The organism is Paenibacillus sp. sptzw28 (assembly GCF_019550795.1).
Classification (GTDB): Bacteria; Bacillota; Bacilli; order Paenibacillales; family Paenibacillaceae; genus Paenibacillus_Z.
Map to the genome: position 1 here is coordinate 3309228 of NZ_CP080545.1, position 16627 is coordinate 3325854.

16 protein-coding genes and 1 pseudogene are annotated in these 16627 nt (G+C 46.9%); 2 read left to right on the forward strand and 15 right to left on the reverse strand.

Features of this window, described 5'->3' with window-relative positions; translation table 11 throughout:
* Window positions 1-95: 95 nt before the first annotated feature.
* The 12 genes from KZ483_RS14795 to KZ483_RS14850 all read right to left on the reverse strand — a co-directional run bounded on the left by KZ483_RS14795 (window position 96) and on the right by KZ483_RS14850 (window position 12681).
* Window positions 96-557 (reverse strand): DinB family protein, encoded by a 462-nt coding sequence (locus tag KZ483_RS14795; protein WP_220348146.1) that lies wholly within the window; start codon window positions 555-557, stop codon window positions 96-98.
* Window positions 558-770: 213 nt separating this feature from the next.
* Window positions 771-1490 (reverse strand): M50 family metallopeptidase, encoded by a 720-nt coding sequence (locus KZ483_RS14800; protein WP_220348148.1) that lies wholly within the window; start codon window positions 1488-1490, stop codon window positions 771-773.
* A 569-nt stretch (window positions 1491-2059) separates the two neighbouring features.
* Window positions 2060-2947: an alpha/beta hydrolase gene (locus tag KZ483_RS14805; RefSeq protein ID WP_220348150.1), complete on the reverse strand. Its 888-nt coding sequence runs from the start codon at window positions 2945-2947 to the stop codon at window positions 2060-2062.
* A 40-nt stretch (window positions 2948-2987) separates the two neighbouring features.
* The gene (locus tag KZ483_RS14810; RefSeq protein ID WP_220348152.1) at window positions 2988-3305 is read right to left on the reverse strand and encodes a hypothetical protein; all 318 of its coding nucleotides are present in this window, start codon (window positions 3303-3305) and stop codon (window positions 2988-2990) included.
* A gap of 344 nt (window positions 3306-3649) precedes the next feature.
* Entirely contained in the window at window positions 3650-4672 is a 1023-nt protein-coding gene (locus KZ483_RS14815; RefSeq protein ID WP_220348154.1) for a Gfo/Idh/MocA family protein, read from the reverse strand.
* Window positions 4673-4733: 61 nt separating this feature from the next.
* Complete coding sequence (locus KZ483_RS14820) at window positions 4734-5615, reverse strand: ROK family protein (RefSeq protein WP_220348156.1); 882 nt, start codon at window positions 5613-5615, stop codon at window positions 4734-4736.
* 187 nt (window positions 5616-5802) lie between these two features.
* Window positions 5803-7314, reverse strand: a complete 1512-nt coding sequence (locus KZ483_RS14825; RefSeq protein WP_258881259.1) for a glycoside hydrolase family 32 protein — start codon at window positions 7312-7314, stop codon at window positions 5803-5805.
* 107 nt (window positions 7315-7421) lie between these two features.
* Window positions 7422-9047: an ABC transporter substrate-binding protein gene (locus tag KZ483_RS14830; RefSeq protein ID WP_220348158.1), complete on the reverse strand. Its 1626-nt coding sequence runs from the start codon at window positions 9045-9047 to the stop codon at window positions 7422-7424.
* Between the two features lie 107 nt (window positions 9048-9154).
* Entirely contained in the window at window positions 9155-10054 is a 900-nt protein-coding gene (locus KZ483_RS14835) for a carbohydrate ABC transporter permease (protein ID WP_220348161.1), read from the reverse strand.
* A 15-nt stretch (window positions 10055-10069) separates the two neighbouring features.
* The gene (locus KZ483_RS14840; RefSeq protein WP_220348164.1) at window positions 10070-11026 is read right to left on the reverse strand and encodes an ABC transporter permease; all 957 of its coding nucleotides are present in this window, start codon (window positions 11024-11026) and stop codon (window positions 10070-10072) included.
* A gap of 68 nt (window positions 11027-11094) precedes the next feature.
* Window positions 11095-12063 carry a LacI family DNA-binding transcriptional regulator gene (locus KZ483_RS14845; RefSeq protein ID WP_220348167.1) on the reverse strand — a complete coding sequence of 323 codons (969 nt, stop codon included), beginning with the start codon at window positions 12061-12063 and terminating at the stop codon, window positions 11095-11097.
* A 435-nt stretch (window positions 12064-12498) separates the two neighbouring features.
* Window positions 12499-12681 (reverse strand): hypothetical protein, encoded by a 183-nt coding sequence (locus KZ483_RS14850; protein ID WP_220348170.1) that lies wholly within the window; start codon window positions 12679-12681, stop codon window positions 12499-12501.
* 151 nt (window positions 12682-12832) lie between these two features.
* Here KZ483_RS14850 and KZ483_RS14855 point away from each other — a divergent pair, with 151 nt between their 5' ends.
* Window positions 12833-13252 (forward strand): hypothetical protein, encoded by a 420-nt coding sequence (locus tag KZ483_RS14855; RefSeq protein ID WP_220348172.1) that lies wholly within the window; start codon window positions 12833-12835, stop codon window positions 13250-13252.
* Window positions 13253-13702: 450 nt separating this feature from the next.
* On the opposite strand, the gene KZ483_RS14860 is transcribed toward KZ483_RS14855, so the two are convergent.
* Window positions 13703-14989, reverse strand: a complete 1287-nt coding sequence (locus KZ483_RS14860; protein ID WP_220348175.1) for an IS110 family RNA-guided transposase — start codon at window positions 14987-14989, stop codon at window positions 13703-13705.
* Window positions 14990-15127: 138 nt separating this feature from the next.
* Window positions 15128-15592: a dihydrofolate reductase family protein gene (locus KZ483_RS14865; protein ID WP_258881260.1), complete on the reverse strand. Its 465-nt coding sequence runs from the start codon at window positions 15590-15592 to the stop codon at window positions 15128-15130.
* Between the two features lie 234 nt (window positions 15593-15826).
* Here KZ483_RS14865 and KZ483_RS29135 point away from each other — a divergent pair.
* Window positions 15827-16057, forward strand: a pseudogene (locus KZ483_RS29135) (DUF899 family protein); the annotation flags it as partial.
* A gap of 71 nt (window positions 16058-16128) precedes the next feature.
* Here KZ483_RS29135 and KZ483_RS14875 read toward each other — a convergent pair.
* Window positions 16129-16530, reverse strand: a complete 402-nt coding sequence (locus tag KZ483_RS14875) for a VOC family protein (RefSeq protein WP_220348181.1) — start codon at window positions 16528-16530, stop codon at window positions 16129-16131.
* Between the last annotated feature and the right edge of the window lie 97 nt (window positions 16531-16627).

Consider the following 16627-nt stretch of genomic DNA (forward strand, 5'->3'; position numbering starts at 1 on the left):
CACTATATGTATATCTGCCCCATTTCCATGCGCTCCTTGGAAAAAGGCCAGGAACTTAGTTGTTGGCCATACGTCATACGTTGTAAATTCACTGCTCAGGATCTTTGCTTAACTACACGCAGCATCTCATCCATCTTCCCTGCGTGGTAGGATTCATGAACAATGACAAACCCTGCACACTCGCCATAGCTTGCGAAACCGAAGAACGGAGGATCCAGACGAACATTGAACAGCTCCAGCGGAAGGGTAAGGAAGCGTTCTTGCTGCCTTTTCAACAGCGAAATTAGCTCGTCCCTACTAGGGGGTTGGTTAATCCAATCGCTTGGCTTCGATCCCGAATCGAACCACCCTGTGAATTCTGAAGGAAGAGAAACAGACGGGAAAGGAACTTGAAATAACATCCGCTCCGCCACTGTAAGGATATGCCCAAGCTGCCAACGGATCGTGTTACTGAACTCCTCCAATTGAACATCTGCAAGTTCTGCGGGGCACGATTCAGCGATATCGAGGCACCAATTCCGCGCCATATTCATTTGAAAACCGATCGGATGATTCATGAAATACCCCCCTCAAATTTCCGCCTATTAAAGTTTGGGAATTTACACACACGTATACCATTTATATTACCATATGTAACCTCTTGTGATTTCTCATAGATTGCTCAAATTCGAGCTCTACTGCCCATTAGCGTGGAAATGGCAGTTCCTTGTTTCGTTTCGTCGTTGCTGGATCATTGCCCGCCGCTATGTGATCGAAGATAATCGAACAACTCAAGTGACTTCGTTGGCAATAAACCTATATACCGTGGCCACAACCCCAACCACATTGGAGTAATAATCAGGAACTAGCCCGGCTATAACGAGCGCCGTATAACCAACCGTGGCTATTGATATAAGTACGAATACGGCTCCCCAAAACTGTGGTGGAATCATTGTTAATTCGAATAGATGGGTTGCGTCTCCTGCAGATCGGTAGTTGCAGAAGCTGAGGCGAGCAATTATTATTGAGCTGCTTACAGAGTCAACAAGGATGATGGTCATTAAAATATAAAGCAGCCATTCTAAATTCACATCAAATTTCATTGCCAGAATGAACCCTGCGATCAAAGGGACTGCCCAGGCGAGACTTAATAGATCCCGGAGCCAAAGTAACGCACAAAGACAAATCATCACTGTGAGAATCCACAGAACGACTTCCCCATATCCTCTATACAGGAGATACAGCATAAAAGAGGGAAATAACGAGGCAAATGGATAGCCGGCAAATGTCGTGATTACCCTGCCTCCCCACCAGGTGCTCACTACCTCTGCATATCCAGATGTATCTGCATTTAGTTTGATTTTCCGAACTCCTCCGAATGAAATGATGGAGAACAAAGCATGCCCAACCTCATGTATGAAAGTGTTTAAGAGCTTGGTATATCTATGTAAGATAGGGATCTGCGTAATAATTGCGACAACGACTGCTGATATGACCAATTGCATGCTCATTGACACCTCTCTTTGATGTAATTCAGATATGCATGTTATAAATCGATAGCTACCATAGCGTGATGACAACACTGGCCGAAATTAATGAGAGCTTGATGTCATAAAAGACAAGAACTCGAAGGTAAGGTGTTTGGGATGAAAAATACGTCGTATAAAGAAAAACCACAACACGAGGGTTAGTCGCATAGTGGGTTGATGATATTTAACGAACGAAATTTAATTAACTCTACTCGATGTTCCTGCTTTTAGGTAGAGCCGTGCATGACTGTTCCTTTGAAATAAATTGATTAAATCGATTCGATAATCATACTTCTTATCTGTCTGAGTCGCTTTCAAAATCTTTTCATTCGCCCAACCGTGTGTGTCTTACACTTTGAATCAGTGCGGCTGAGAGTAGTATAGATACTAACAGTCCAACGAAAACCGCAACATGTTGTCCTCCGCTAGTTGGAGTCCATCCTTTAATGAGTAGCATAGTAAACTATATAGCAAATAATAGAACTGGAATACCTGAACCCTAAAAATAATGGTGTCACCCTCTGCTGCCATTATATGACCGCCTTCCACTTTTATCGTTCTTCGTTAGTTGAAAGAGTCATGTTATTCTGTTGTCGCGATAAGAAAGAAATAAGCGCATTATCGTACTCTGCTGCGTGCTTTCCAATCCAAATGAGGTGGCCCCACGAATCAAGTATAAATACTTCTGATAGGGGAATGAGCGCTTTTGCGTTTTCCAAATGGCTCAGGGGTACTGCGCTATCGTTTTGGCTATGCATGATTAACGTTGGCGTTTGAATGGCCGCCAGTTCCTTAGAATAGTCACGTTGAGTTTGTTCCAAGTCAATCAAGAAACCCGAATACGAGCGTTGTCGATTATTCATTTTACGAAATGCTTCAGTGGAATGGTAGTCAAGCCGTTTCCGAACTTCCGAATAAGGGAGCTTAGAGAAAGAAGACGCCATCATTCTGAAGGTTAGCTTTGGCATAAGGTTGTTCATGGCCGCAAGTATCTTCCATGTTCTTTTTTCGGTTTCGGGCTTGAAAATACGCTTCGCCAGTTTGTATTCCTTATCCTCAGGTGCATGCCACGGTTTTGTAACTGCACACTGAAGCGTGAAACTGACAACCCGATCGGGAAACATGGATGAAAATGCGATTCCGGTTGGCCCTCCCGCTGAAACTGCGATTACATGGACTTTCTCGATGGTAAGATGATCCAATAATGATCTATAAATGTGGCAGGATACTCCCAAATCCGTAATCGGGGAGGTTTGGCCGTATCCTGCGCGGGAAGGTGTAATAATGGAATATCCTGAAGTTAACAATCTCTGATAACCGAACTCCTCATGACAGCTCGAATGGCCGCCATGGAACAGCAATATAGGGACTCCCTTTCCGATAACCGAATATTCTAAGTTCGTAGCTCCTGAATTGAATAGGCCAATTTCCCGGTGCACAGGATCTCACCTCTCTATATGTATTTCTTTACGAATGAGGTTACGCGATATTTAACCACATATCAATAAAGAAACGACAAATGGTCTCGAAAGACATCAGCCCCACCTTTTTGGTTCTTCTTATACTTGGTTTGGGAAACTGCAAATCCGGCTGCAAATGCACCGATAATGCCAGCAGCGTAGCAGTTGCAGGTGTGATGGTGCAATCAAAGATGTTCTTTTTATGAACGTCAAGCCGCACACATGACTGTTTGGAGCAACAATCTGTGGTGCACCTGGTCGTTAGATTGACTGCCGACCGGCCTTCGCCAGCCGTAAGTAATTTATGTCGCATACCTACTATGTAACGATTGGACATCCATATAAACCTCCTAGATGTACGGTTTCGGCATGTACGGATGAATACTCACAGCTTAAATTAGTATCGATCATTATGCAATAATCGCCTTCTAATATTTCGGGCATCTCTGAAGCGCCATCATTTGATTTTGAGCAAGGCTAAACGAAAAAGCCGCTTTCGCGCGGCTTTTAATCCATCTATTTTATTATCTTCCTACTCCAGTTACAATGCACGGCTCATGGCTGTGATGTTCTGGTTGCCCTCAATCGGACCCATCATTGCCGCCAAACGACCGCCGCCGAAACCAATTACTGAAACTTCAACTCCCGTCTTACCAAGTTTACGATAATACAGACCTATTATTATCGAAGTTTCATTTCTTCGATTACCGTATCTTCGTAAGCATGTCTTTCTCCATTCATAACTTCCTTAACCTTAACCGGGTGGCCTGTCAACGCCGATTCTAGCGCGGCAAAAACAATGCTTAACGCTTCAAGACCCCGTTCGCTGCTGGAAATTGGCGCTTTCCGGTCCGCTATTGCTTCCCACAATTCCACATATGAATGGGCAAACGGATGTGCCGGTACTTCGGGGATAGGGCCGTTCACTTCCGTAAACATATGGGTGCGGTGCACGCCGTGATCGTTAATCCAGCCTGCGCCGGCCTTTCCTTTGAAATGCCGCCAAGCGGTACCTGCAAAAAAAGTCCGGTTTAAGGTGACCGTCGCATAGTCCATCAGCATATTTACGGAACCGATAATTCCGTTTTTAACCGCTCTGCAGACAGCCACATTCTCAGCCCCCAAAACGCTCGGTTCCGAAACGGTTAACACCCTGTCGTACTTTTTGGCATCTGCTATCATTTCTCGTGCAAAGAACGGAGATATGGCTAGCGGCATTTGCATTTGTACATGAATACCGGCGGCAAAACAATCCTCCGCCACGATGTGATGCAAATCGTGATTCAATAAGACCGAGACCGCATCCAATTTTTCTTCTGCGATCATTTTCCTGTAATCTGTATACACCGCCGGTCGTTTACCTAACCGTGCTTCAGCATTTGCAGCAAAGAGCCTTGCTCTATCTTCATTTAGATCGCAGACGGCCGACAATTCAAAGGTCTTCGTGTCCGCCTTCTTCAACTCTTCCAATCCTTCCAAATGAGCTGAAGGCCAGCCAGCCGACATCCAGTGTCTGGGCCCGGCCGGATGCGGCCCACTAATCGACCAGTTCGGCGCACCGCCGGCCGAGTTCGGTGGCCGCATCAGCGTTGGTGCTTGCGTTTGTCCGAGCACCGTGATTGCTTCGTGCAGGCGCAGATCGAGCAGTTCTCTCCATCGTTTTGTAGGTCTCATGCCGGAACCGCAGTTCAACGGTATATCCACATAAGCACCTTCCGCGGTTCCGTCTCCGTCGACATTCAGGACCTTATAGGGAAACTCGCGATCATGGCCTGTTTTGAAGCGCCTTTATTCCAAGCGCCAGCGCCCCAGCCAAGCCCGCATTTTCGCCTAGTCCGGGAGGAACGATGTAAGTTTCGATATTAGCTAGAATTTCGTCTGCCTGGACATAACCGTTGAGGTTTTTCAGCACTTCCTTACGGATTGATGGGAATAATTGCTCTTGGTGCATGACGCCTCCGCCCAAAATAACTTTCTTCGGCGACAGCAACAGGATCACGCTGCTTACGGCTTGGCCGATATAGAACGCTTCAATTTCCCAGGCTGGATGATATGCGGGAATTTCGCTGCCCTTCTTACCCCATCTCTCCTCCAAGGCCGGACCTGCAGCCATGCCTTCAAGACAATCGCTGTGATAAGGGCATTTCCCGGCGTATTCGTCTTCCGGGTGGCGTCTTGTAAGCACATGTCCGCCTTCCGGATGAACAAGACCGTGAACGAGTCTTCCTTCTGAATAGACGCCGACGCCGATGCCGGTTCCCACTGTATAATACACGCAGCTGTCCAGTCCCCGTGCAGCTCCCCAAGTCGCTTCCCCGTATGCAGCCGCGTTAACATCGGTGTCCCATTCGAACGGCACGTCAAATTCGGACTTCAGCGTATCCAAAAACGGAAAATTAGTCCATCCAGGCTTGGGAGTCGTCGTAATCCAGCCATAATAAGGACTAAAAGGGTCTATGTTAAGTGGGCCAAATGAGCCGATGCCGATAGCTTCCACTTGCTTGTCCTTGAAATAAGCGATGACTTTCGACATTGTAAGTTCTGGATTTTCAGTCGGAAAACTTACGCGGTCCTCGATGATCCCTTGCTCATTTCCGATGCCGCAAATAAATTTAGTGCCTCCTGCTTCGATTGCACCGATATGCATGTTTCATTCTCCTCCACAATCCAATAATAAACCGATCCGCCTTAATTGGGCGGACCGGGGGTTACATTAACTGTAGTATTCAACAACAAGAAAGAAGTTTACATACACTTTGTCACGGCATAATATCCAGCAAATCACCTTTACGTGAGTAAGACTGCTGCATGATTGCTTCTCGTCATGTGTGCGGTCAGCCAATCGTTCCGTTAGTGGCGGCCATTTGCCCCATTCCTTCGTAAATGGAGTGTAAATTGAAAACCTCAAGCGAAACAAGCTTCGCATGACCGTTTGCGGCAAACAGCTCCACCGTACCGCATCCGGCATCGGGGAATATAAGATCCGTCATGACGCCGTTCCCGTCGCCAGCGAACACCTCTACCGAGGAGCAATCAATGAACAGATGAAGGCGAATAAGCCCCTTATCCGGCTGCAGCTTCATCTCGTGCCTGCAAGCAAACTGCGGATGAAAGTCGATGATGCCTGAGGCGGAGCGGTCAATAAATAAGGTTTGATTCCCCGCATCGTAACCTATGATCGTTTGCCCATGCCCCGCAGTCCCCAGCTTAATACAGACTTGATCGGCGTCGCCGGGTTCGAATAGAGCAACGACTTCCGCTCTGTTATCCGTGATCTCAATCGCATGAGAATGCTCTGCCGCGATAAGTATATTGTTCCAATGGCGTTTTCCTGAACGCAGCCTCTGCAATTCCAGGGCCGGGCGCTGAACGAGACGGATTCCCTCAGCCTCATTGCGCAGCGACAATACGCGTGGTATGGTCATCGCCCCTCTCCAGTTCTCGGTGGGCGTTTGGTTCGCGTATTTCCAGTTGCTCATCCATCCGATCAACAAGCGTCTGCCGTCTTCAGCCGGGACGTCGGAGAAGGTCACCCCGGCATAATTGTCGCGGCCATGGTCAAGCCAGAGCACACAATCCGGCACGTTATCGTTGACAAACGAATAGCCGTTGAATGAACCGACAAAATATTGCGTTCTCGAGCCCTCCGGATAATCGGGGTCGTCGCCAATGCTCACGATCAGCACCCATTTCTTCGATAAATATCCCTCGACGGAAAGCTCGAATAAATCCGGACATTCCCAGACCCCGTCATGGGACCCCTCTTCTGCGCCAAAAATGCTGGCAAAGGACCAAGAGATAAGATCGGTGGATCGGTACAAGCGAACGTGATCGCCAGCGGCCAGGACCATTACCCAGCTTGCCGTTTCTTCATGCCGGAATACTTTAGGGTCGCGGAAATCGGCGATTTGTTCCGTCAGTACCGGGTTCCCCGGATACTTGATCCAGGAACGTCCTTTATCCAAACTATATGCGATGCTCTGGCGCTGTCTCGGCTGGCCGTTATCCGGATCTGTATCATGCTGCGTAAAGACGGCAACCAAGCCTGTCCCCCCGTTAAACAATCCTGAGCTGTCCGTCCAATCGACGACCACGCACCCGGAGAAAATAAAACCGTTGCCGTCAGGTGCGAGCGCCACCTCAAGATGCTCCCAATGGACCATATCCCGGCTTACGGCATGCCCCCAATGCATCGGACCCCATGTGGTTCCTTCAGGGTAATGTTGATAAAACAGGTGATACTCGCCTTCGTAAAACACCATCCCATTAGGATCGTTCAACCAGTGAGCCTCAGGCGTGAAATGGAACTGGGGCCGGAATTTCTCGTCAAACTTCGATTTCGTCACGCTTCAGTACGCTCCCTTCTCATCCTATCCTCTTTGCACATCTCTCTCAATCAGGACTAACGAACGCCGGAACGGAATCCTCGCTCCGTCCCGGCCCTGTTCATACCTTACTTATTCAGCTGCTGATTGTAACGATCCAATCCCTTTTGATAGATGTCCATCAATTGGTCGAGACCCATCTCTTTTACCTGCTTCACATAGGCATCCCATGACTTATCGGTAACGCCGTCCACGATGAATTTCGCTCTTTGCGTATTCACGAATTTGATCAAATCGGGTTCGATTTTGTTGATCGTGTCGAGTTCTTCCGGATCGAAGAAGATGCCCGGATAATTCTCTTTTTCCATGAACGGCTCATAGTACTTCTCCAGATCCTTCTTGCGCTGCTGCGCGCGCGGCTCCATATCCACTATCGTTTGATAGTCTTCTTTCGTGATGACGCCTGCGCCGTTAGGAGCGACCGTCTGACGGTATTCGCCCATCGATTTGCCTGCGGGAAGCGGCAGATTCACAAGCTTGCCGTTTGCATCCTTCTTATAGATAATGCCGATCGGGCCCCAATGAATTTGCGCAGCCATGTAAGGCTCGTATTGCTGGTCGATCCAGCGCATCGTGACTTCCGGATATTTGTCCTCCTTCGTGATGACAAACGCCCCCCTGCCAGGGCCGCCGCCGTTGCCCCGACCAATGTCTTTAATGCCTGTCGGACCGACAAGCGGCGGTACAAGCGCATAATCCTTCGCGCGATCCGTACCAACGACTTCTTCGATTTCCCACCAGACGTATGAGCCCAGCGTTTCTTCCGGCGTTTTGCCCTTGGCCAAATATTGCGGCGCTTGTTGCGTGAATGATTCCGGATCAATAAGTCCCTGCTTATACCATTTCTCATTAAAATATGTCAATGCTTCTTTGTACTGCGGTTGAACGGCCGTGAAAATCACTTTTCCGTCCCTGACGATACGGTGATCCAAATTATCCGGCATGCCGAACGCGCCGAAGAGACCGCTAATATCCGCTGTCCAGTTCATATGCATAAAGCTGAGCGGGATTTCGTCTTGTTTGCCGTTGCCGTTCGGGTCATCATTCTTAAAGGCAAGCAAGTCCTTTGTGTAATCGTCCAAGGTGACCGGCATCTTCAAACCAAGCTTATCGAGCCACGATTTATTGATTACATGGAAGAAAGGATTTGTGCCGAGTTCATTCTCTTCCCAGGTAGGCAGACCGTAAATGTGGCCATCCGGAGCGGTAATCGCAGCCTTAATGTCCGGTCTTTTTTCGAGAAGCTTGTTCAGGTTCGGCGCATAATCGGCTATCAGCTTCTCGAGCGGTATAATCGTGCCGTCTTTGCCGTAGGAGATCAGTTCATAGTCGGTGAAACCGGCGCCATAGAAGGCGTCAGGCAAGTCGCCGCTCGCGAGGAGCAAGCTTTTCTTCTCCGCATAATCGGTATCCGGAATGTTATCCCATTCAACATGGACGTTGGTCGACTTTTCGAGACGTTTGAAAATTTCCATCTCGCCGTAATTTGGGGCCAGCGCCGCTTTTGGCGCGACCATCTTGAGTGTGATTTTGTCTTTGACTATTGGCAGGCCATCCTTGCTGACCGCGATTGTATTCCCGGCCGCGCCGGCGTTTGCCGATCCGCTGCCGCTATTCTCCGACTTCGTGCAGCCCGCCAAAAGTACGCTGGTCGCCACGACCAAACAGAGTGCTGCGGATAATCCTTTTTTCATCTTTGTGTACCCTCCTCTTTTTGTTAAACCACGCTGTTTCATCTATAATTCACCCGAGAGGCCTTGCCCGGGGAATTACCGCATCGAAGGCGCCTGTATCGGCGGTGTTACCCTTTGATTGAGCCTATCATGACACCTTTTACGAAATATCTTTGCAGGAACGGATACATGATCAGAAGCGGCAGACTTGCCACGATAATGACGCCGTATTTGATCAGCTCGGAAACCCGCATTTTGGCAGCGTAAGACTCGACGTCAATCATCATGCTGGAGTTAACCTGATTCTGCACGAGAATGTTGCGAAGAATGAGCTGAAGCGGGTATTTCGCTTGATCGTTCAAATAAATCAGGGCATCGAAGAAGCTGTTCCAGAAGCCCACCATATGGAACAGAACCATGACCGCGATAATCGGCTTGGACAACGGAATGACCATCTGCAGAAAAAACTTCGTATTCGAGCATCCGTCGATGAAGGCGGCTTCCCTCATTTCATCGGGTATTGTACTTTGGAAGAATGTACGAACGATGATGATATTGAACACACCGGCAGCTCCCGGAAGGACAAGCGCCCAAATCGTGTTGATCATGCCAAGGTCCTTGACGAGTAAATAAGTCGGAATCAACCCGCCGCTGAAGAAGGTCGTCAGAAGAAAGAACCACATAAACACGTTTCTGCCGACAAAATCTTTACGCGACAACGGGTAGGCTGCAAAGAGCGTCAAGGCCACACCTATTACCGTTCCCACGACGGCATAAAGCAAAGAATTCGCATAACCGAGCCATATTGAAGAATCGTTAAAGATTCGCTGGTAACCATCCATAGTGAAGCCTTTCGGAAACAGCCACACATCGCCGGCATATATCGCGTTCGGATCACTGACGGAAGCGATCAGTACAAAGTACAAAGGATATAGAATCAGCAGCATGCCGATCGTGAGAAATACCACATTCAAGCAATCGAACAATAAATCACCCTTGCCATTGCGTTTAAGCACAGTCGTTGTCATGAGGCTCCCCTTCCCTTACCACAAACTGGTTTCTGTTAATTTCCTGGCAATTCGGTTCACAGCTACAAGCAGAATGATATTGAGGACTGAATTAAATAAACCGATTGCCGCAGAATAACTATATTGCGCCTTCTCGATACCCATTTGATAGACGTAAGTCGGTAAAATATTAGATGTGTCATAGTTGAGGTCGCTCTGCATCAGGAACGCTTTTTCGAATCCGACGCTCATAATATTGCCCATCGCAAGAACGAGTAAAATAATGATGGTCGGCGCTATGCCGGGGATGTCAACGTGAAGTACGCGCTTCCATTTGGTTGCGCCATCCATAATGGCCGCTTCGTGAAGCTCCGGACTCACGCCGGCCAAAGCAGCCAAATAGATGATCGTCGCAAATCCCGTCTCCTGCCAAATCCCGGACAAAATATAGAGTGGGCGGAACCATTCGGCATCGGCCATGAACAGAATCGGCTTGCCTCCGAAGAAGGTGATGAGATGGTTAACAAGTCCGCTGTTCGGTGAAAGGAATACATTAAGCATGCCGACCAATACGACCGTCGAAATGAAGTGGGGCGCATAGATCACGGTCTGCACGAACTTCTTGTACCGTTTCGCCAGCAACTGGTTCAGCATGAGCGCCACGATAATCGGAATCGGGAAGCCGAACACGAGCGACTGGACGCTCAGCAATAACGTATTTTTGATAATAGGCCAGAAATTATAGGATTCGAAAAACTGGACAAAATAACTGATCCCGACCCATTCGCTGCCCCAGATGCCCTTGCTGGCCGAGAAATCCTTGAAGGCAATTTGGACGCCATACATAGGGTAATATTTGAAAATCAGATACAAGATGACGACCGGCAGAAGAAACAGGTACAGCTCGTAATTGCGTTTGATTTGAACCCAAGTTCTGCTCTTAACTGCCCGCTTCTGCCGACTGGCAACGGTATCTCTCGTTATCACGTTCATGCGCCATCTCCTCATTTTTTGAAACGTTTCCACTCTACTTGAAACGTTTCCAATTTGGGGTAAAAAAATTAAGTTGTTTCTCCCGGCCTGAAAACAACCGGTATTCGGTACGTTTCGCGGTCTAATGTTTCTCCCTCGATCTTCTTGAACAGCAGCCTAATCGTAGTTCTGGCCATTTCCTCCACCGGCTGCCGGATGGTTGATAATACCGGATGAAATAATTGATGATCCTGTATGCCGTCGTACCCAATCACTTTCACGTCCTGTGGAACGCGAATGCCTTCCTTGCCCGCCCGCTCGATGTAATTGGCGGCAAACATGTCCGTGATGGCGAAGACACCGTCGACATCGCCGTGCTCGCGTATAAATTCGCTGTAAAATTGCTCTTCGTCCGTCACCGGATCCGGCTTCTCGTAAACGACGAAATCAAGTCCAAGGGCTTCCGCCTCGTGTATAAAGCCTTCTTTACGGTTCATCGTTTCGCTGGGAACCTCGGTCAGGCTGCCAATGAATGCCGGTTTTCGTACGCCCGCCTTCACGAGTTCTCTGAGCGCGAGCCGTCCGCCTTCAAAGTTGTCCGAAGTGACGCAAGTTATTTTCTTGTCGAAGTGGCGGTCGATGCTGACGATTGGAATATCCGTGCTCACATTTTTATCGATATCGTTGTAAGTAATTCCGACAATTCCTGCAACTTTGTTCTGCTGCAGCATATCCAAATAATAAAGCTCTTTCTCCGGCTTGCCGCCGCTGTTGCAGAGTATCAGCTTGAAGCCTTCGCGGTCCAGCTCGTCCTCAATGTAATACGCCAGTTCGGAAAAAAACGGATGCCAAATGGTTGGAAGCAGCAGCGCCACCATCTTCGATTTCTGCATCTTAAAGTTTCGCGCCACTTCATTCGGGATATAATTGAGCTGCGTAATGGCTGCCTTGACCTTCCGCAGAGTTTCCGGTTTGACTGCGCCGGAATTATTGATCACTCGCGAAACGGTTCCAACCGCCACTCCAGCCAAGTTAGCCACATCTTTAATGCTGGACATGTTGACCTCCGCCTATATCTTCTTTAGTTGGTTCCATCATAACACCACATTGGAAACGTTTCAATAGTTTTTTTGAAACGTTTCCACAATCAAATATACGGCTTGGCGATCGTGTTTCCGGTGCCAATTTCGCGGTGTAGATGCGTTTGTTGATGCAACATATAAAGCCCTCACTCCGCTTCTGTATCACGAAGCGGCATGAGAGCTTTTAGTTAACCGAATTAACACACCAGTTTTTTTAAAATCTTGTTACTTGCTCAGTAACGGAACCTCCGTATGCAGTCCCGAAATTTCTGATCTTTCCTGAATGACTTCTTCTGAATTATCCATTAAAATTGTGCCTATTCCGCGACGAAAAAGCAGACCGCCAATGCAACGCTTTATTCCACATTCGTTTTCCGTTAATTCAGCAAGCAACTCAGTTTACTGTTCTTGTTATTGATATACAAAACTACTCCAAATAATTGAAAAAATAATAAAGCCAAACATTACAGCACCCCAACCTGTATTATTAGCTGTACTTTCACCCCCATTTTTTATTTTCTTAGCAAGAGCAACACAATTAACAAAAAAGATAATGGAAACAATTGGTGTTAAATAAGCAAAAATAAATGGCATTGATACACCTCCCTAATTTAATCTTTATCCTAAATAAAGTATCGTCCCCCGTTATCGCAATAAATACGTGGGTATATTTACCACAAAGGGAATTATATGAAATCGTTCAATATGAAATTATAATCAATAATAATAGAAGGAGGTAATTAAAATGAGTTTGATTGAACTTTACACTTCAGGGAGCAAGGATATTGCAATATTCAATTTACTATTTATTTTCTACGCAGTCGCTACTGCCGCACTTATTTTCTGTTTATTAAAATTCACCAAGCAGAATGTCCCAGTCAGCCGTTTTGTTTCCGGCATGCTCACGTTCTATTTTGGCACTTTAGTTATTTTTGATATATCATTCACATTTCTAAGAAATTTCGGTCAGCAAATCCCTGGTCCAGGTGCTGCATTGCTTTTAATACTAATGGGATTGGCGGTTGGTGGAACGTTAATGTTCGTTGCAATGCAAAGATTCATATTCAAAATAAAGGATATTAGCAAACCTACCATTGGCTTTCTAGCCGCGCAACCTATTTTAGCAATTGTATTCTTCGTAATTCTGACGGTAAGTGGAGTATAAATGGGGTAGAAATACTGAGCGAAGGGGCTACCGCGTGGCAACCCTTTCCGAGCTGAACTATCGTCTCCCGTCCCTCGGTTTTAAAGGTTTATCTCACGTATGCTCACTCCTTCGCAGGATTTCATCACCTTGTATTGTAACGGTTGGGGGGAATGTAAGCCACATGTACTTTTCCGTCTAGGATTAGGGCATGCGGAAATAGAAGAAACGTCTGGAACATTTCCCCAAAGGCCTTTTCTACTGCACGCATACTCCACAAATCCCTGAAGGTTTACCATCCCACGGCTCGACGGGTGCCCTTACATTCCTTCGTTACACCTATCCAAGGTGTGGAGACCGATAGCGTTTAGCTGATGGGTCTGCGCCCTTATCGGAGACGTACTCGGTCCTCCGTGCTTTCTTTAGTCGAAATCCTGCGAATGAGTCAATTTACGTGGTTTCTATCACGTTTTATGCTGCTTGAGCGTACGAGTGGACTGTTTTTTCAGGAGTGAATTTCTCTCCGCTTTGAACCATACCGATTAGGATTCGAGCCAGTTTCCCAAGCAGCTTAAACACCGATTGTTGCTTGCTCATATGCTTGACCTGAACATTATTTTCATGCAACTGCCGAAAGACTGGGTTGGTTCCTACCAGTGTAAGCGTAGCGAGATACATATATTTTCGCAGTTTGGCATCTCCTCGTTTGGAGATCACGATCTCTCCCTTGCGTTTTCCTGACATGCTTTCGGCTAAGTTTAAGCCGGCTTTCCTCAGTAACTGACGCCCGTGGGCGTATTGTTTCAAGTCACCTGCGCCAGATAGAATTGCTGCAATGTAAATCGTTCCGAGACCTTTTACCGAGCGAAGTTGGCTGACTAGAGGTATCTCACCTAGCAAAGTTACAAGTTCTTTTTCGATCTGTTCCAAGATATTGACAATGCGCTGATACTCCTCTAACAACCGTTGTAAATCGTGCTTAGCCTCCCTTAGCGCAGTCGTATCTCCCACACTCTGCCTGGCTGTGGAGATTAATTCGGCGGCTTTCTGTATGCCCGTGGAACCACCAGCTCGCTTCATATATTTTCTCCAAGCTGTAATAACCCCTTCCGTTGATTGGCCACTTAGATCAGACGGAGACGGAAACTCTTTTAGGGTCGCCATTGATCGAGGGCATGTCCAATCCTTAAAAACGGAAGCATACTCAGGGAAACGAATATCCAGCCACCGAACAATACGATTCTGCAATCGAACACTATTCGTAACCCAGAATTCTCGATCGCTCATAATGGTACGTAACCTTTGAAAGTGGAGCGCTTGGCGAGTGTAATCATAGTAATAGCCCCGGCTAACAACATCTGCGATTACAAGTGCGTCCTTCGGATCGCTCTGGGAGGGACAGTTGTCGCGGTTTTCCTTGTTTCGTTTCGTCGTTGCTGGATTCACCAAAACAACATTTACACCTTTCCCAACAAGCCAGTTGGCCAAGTTTGTCCAATAGTGTCCTGTCGGTTCCATCCCGATGATAAGACTTTTTAATCTGTGTTTCTGCTGTAAGGCATCCAGCCACCGTTGTAATTTTTCAAATCCTTCATGTGTGTTCTTAAACGAAAGATGCCGATTAGATAGGACTATTCCGCGGAAGTTCGTGGCTTGTGCAACATGGGTTTCCTTTGCCATGTCAATTCCCACAACAAGATGAGAGGTGGTAATTCGTTCAATACGTTGATTTTGCCCGTCCGATTGCTTAAACTTCATAGTAAGAGCGCCTCCTTGATGGTGTTGGGTTTCGAACCCTTGGACAAACCCATCATACCGAGGCGCTCCTTTTTTGACAAAGTCCATTTCTTAGGACTAACAGGAATGTTTAGCGTAATCTATTTTAGGAGACAACGGTCATCTAACCGACTGGTAAACGAGACCTATGGCTCCAGAATCAAAGGTCTTGTTTTCGATAAGTTTAAGATTGACCTTCTCCTTGAGACCTTGGAATAACGGCAACCCGCTGCCGATCAGGACGGGAGAAACCGTAATTTTATACTCATCGATTAAATCAAGCTGCATAAGGTGGTGTGCAATCCTAGGACTGCCGAGGATGACCATATCCTTGCCTGGCTGCTGTTTGAGGTTCTTGATCTCTTCCTCGACATCTTCTTTCACCAGTCTGGAATTGTTCCATTCGACTTTGTCCAGCGTCGTGGAAAAAACGATTTTGGCTGTCTTATCGATCCACTCGGCATGATTCCGTTCATACTGCGAAGCTGATGGGTTCGAAGGCACAGATGGCCAATAACCGTGCATTAATTGATAAGTCCCTCGTCCCCAAATGACGGTGTCGGCAGTAAGTGCTCCTTTGTTCATGAGAGATGTCTACATTAGTTACATTTTAGCACATTTCGCATATCCCCATCGTCGTTCCAGAAGGCATTTGTTTTCTATAATATCTTCCTTCGTTGATCGGCTCATTTTCATTGGTTTTTATGGAACTAGGTTAATTCGGTCAGTAAATTCAAGTATGCGTATGTAGAATTACCTAAATAAAGATGAACTTGAGAAAAAGGGACAAACTGAGTTCGTAAAGGGGGAGCAACCGGTGTAAGTGTCTTTTTGCGTGATGGCAGCAACCTCTATCATACCTATTCTGCTTACACTCGTGGCTTCGATATACTCATCAATACCTATAACTACCTAGATTTAACGCCGATGGGACGCAATGAATCGAGCCCTCTTGAACGGGTGAGACATCACGATCGCTACCAAGACGGCTCGCAGAATTCGACTGCTGTTGCAGTACGAAAGAACGCAGCTTGTAAGAATATGAAATGATACATCATGTTTCGTGGTTGCGTTATGCTGCCCGTTCCTATTATGAGGACATCAGGCCTTTCTGGTGGACCTCATTTTTGCTCTTCAATTGCCCAGAAACGATTTCCGTACGGGTCAAAAAACATCATAACCTTGTCGCCTCCACCGCCGAGAGTAATCTCTCCCACAGTGACACCGCTGCGAATTAAATCAGAGCGCAGCTGCTCGATGGTTTCAGTTGTAAATTGTATTGAATAATGTGGATTCAGTTTAATGTTACCTGTATACCAAATGCTGTTTTCATCCTCTTCTTCTTCTCCGAAAAGTAAGATTTCTTGTCCGTTTTCCAGCTTAAGGCTTGCAATTCCCATCTTCCATATCAAATTAAATCCCAGCACATTAACATACCAATCGATTGCCTTTTCGTATTCTTCAAAATTCCCCGATTTAGTAACTGGAATGCCTACCACAATGTCTTTCACACCAACAGTCATTTTGAAGTCCTCCATTTTATGTTAAATTCTCTACGAATCAACATTACCATACTGCCTAAACTTATCTCATAAAATAAAAAAACCGCGATTTTACGCG

Bases quoted from the DNA above. Each gene is read 5' to 3' on its own strand.
- KZ483_RS14795 (WP_220348146.1), bottom strand. From the start codon at position 557: ATGAATCATCCGATCGGTTTTCAAATGAATATGGCGCGGAATTGGTGC.
- KZ483_RS14800 (WP_220348148.1), bottom strand. From the start codon at position 1,490: ATGAGCATGCAATTGGTCATATCAGCAGTCGTTGTCGCAATTATTACG.
- KZ483_RS14810 (WP_220348152.1), bottom strand. From the start codon at position 3,305: ATGTCCAATCGTTACATAGTAGGTATGCGACATAAATTACTTACGGCT.
- KZ483_RS14820 (WP_220348156.1), bottom strand. From the start codon at position 5,615: ATGCATATCGGTGCAATCGAAGCAGGAGGCACTAAATTTATTTGCGGC.
- KZ483_RS14830 (WP_220348158.1), bottom strand. From the start codon at position 9,047: ATGAAAAAAGGATTATCCGCAGCACTCTGTTTGGTCGTGGCGACCAGC.
- KZ483_RS14835 (WP_220348161.1), bottom strand. From the start codon at position 10,054: ATGACAACGACTGTGCTTAAACGCAATGGCAAGGGTGATTTATTGTTC.
- KZ483_RS14840 (WP_220348164.1), bottom strand. From the start codon at position 11,026: ATGAACGTGATAACGAGAGATACCGTTGCCAGTCGGCAGAAGCGGGCA.
- KZ483_RS14845 (WP_220348167.1), bottom strand. From the start codon at position 12,063: ATGTCCAGCATTAAAGATGTGGCTAACTTGGCTGGAGTGGCGGTTGGA.
- KZ483_RS14850 (WP_220348170.1), bottom strand. From the start codon at position 12,681: ATGCCATTTATTTTTGCTTATTTAACACCAATTGTTTCCATTATCTTT.
- KZ483_RS14855 (WP_220348172.1), top strand. From the start codon at position 12,833: ATGAGTTTGATTGAACTTTACACTTCAGGGAGCAAGGATATTGCAATA.
- KZ483_RS14860 (WP_220348175.1), bottom strand. From the start codon at position 14,989: ATGAAGTTTAAGCAATCGGACGGGCAAAATCAACGTATTGAACGAATT.
- KZ483_RS14865 (WP_258881260.1), bottom strand. From the start codon at position 15,592: ATGAACAAAGGAGCACTTACTGCCGACACCGTCATTTGGGGACGAGGG.
- KZ483_RS14875 (WP_220348181.1), bottom strand. From the start codon at position 16,530: ATGACTGTTGGTGTGAAAGACATTGTGGTAGGCATTCCAGTTACTAAA.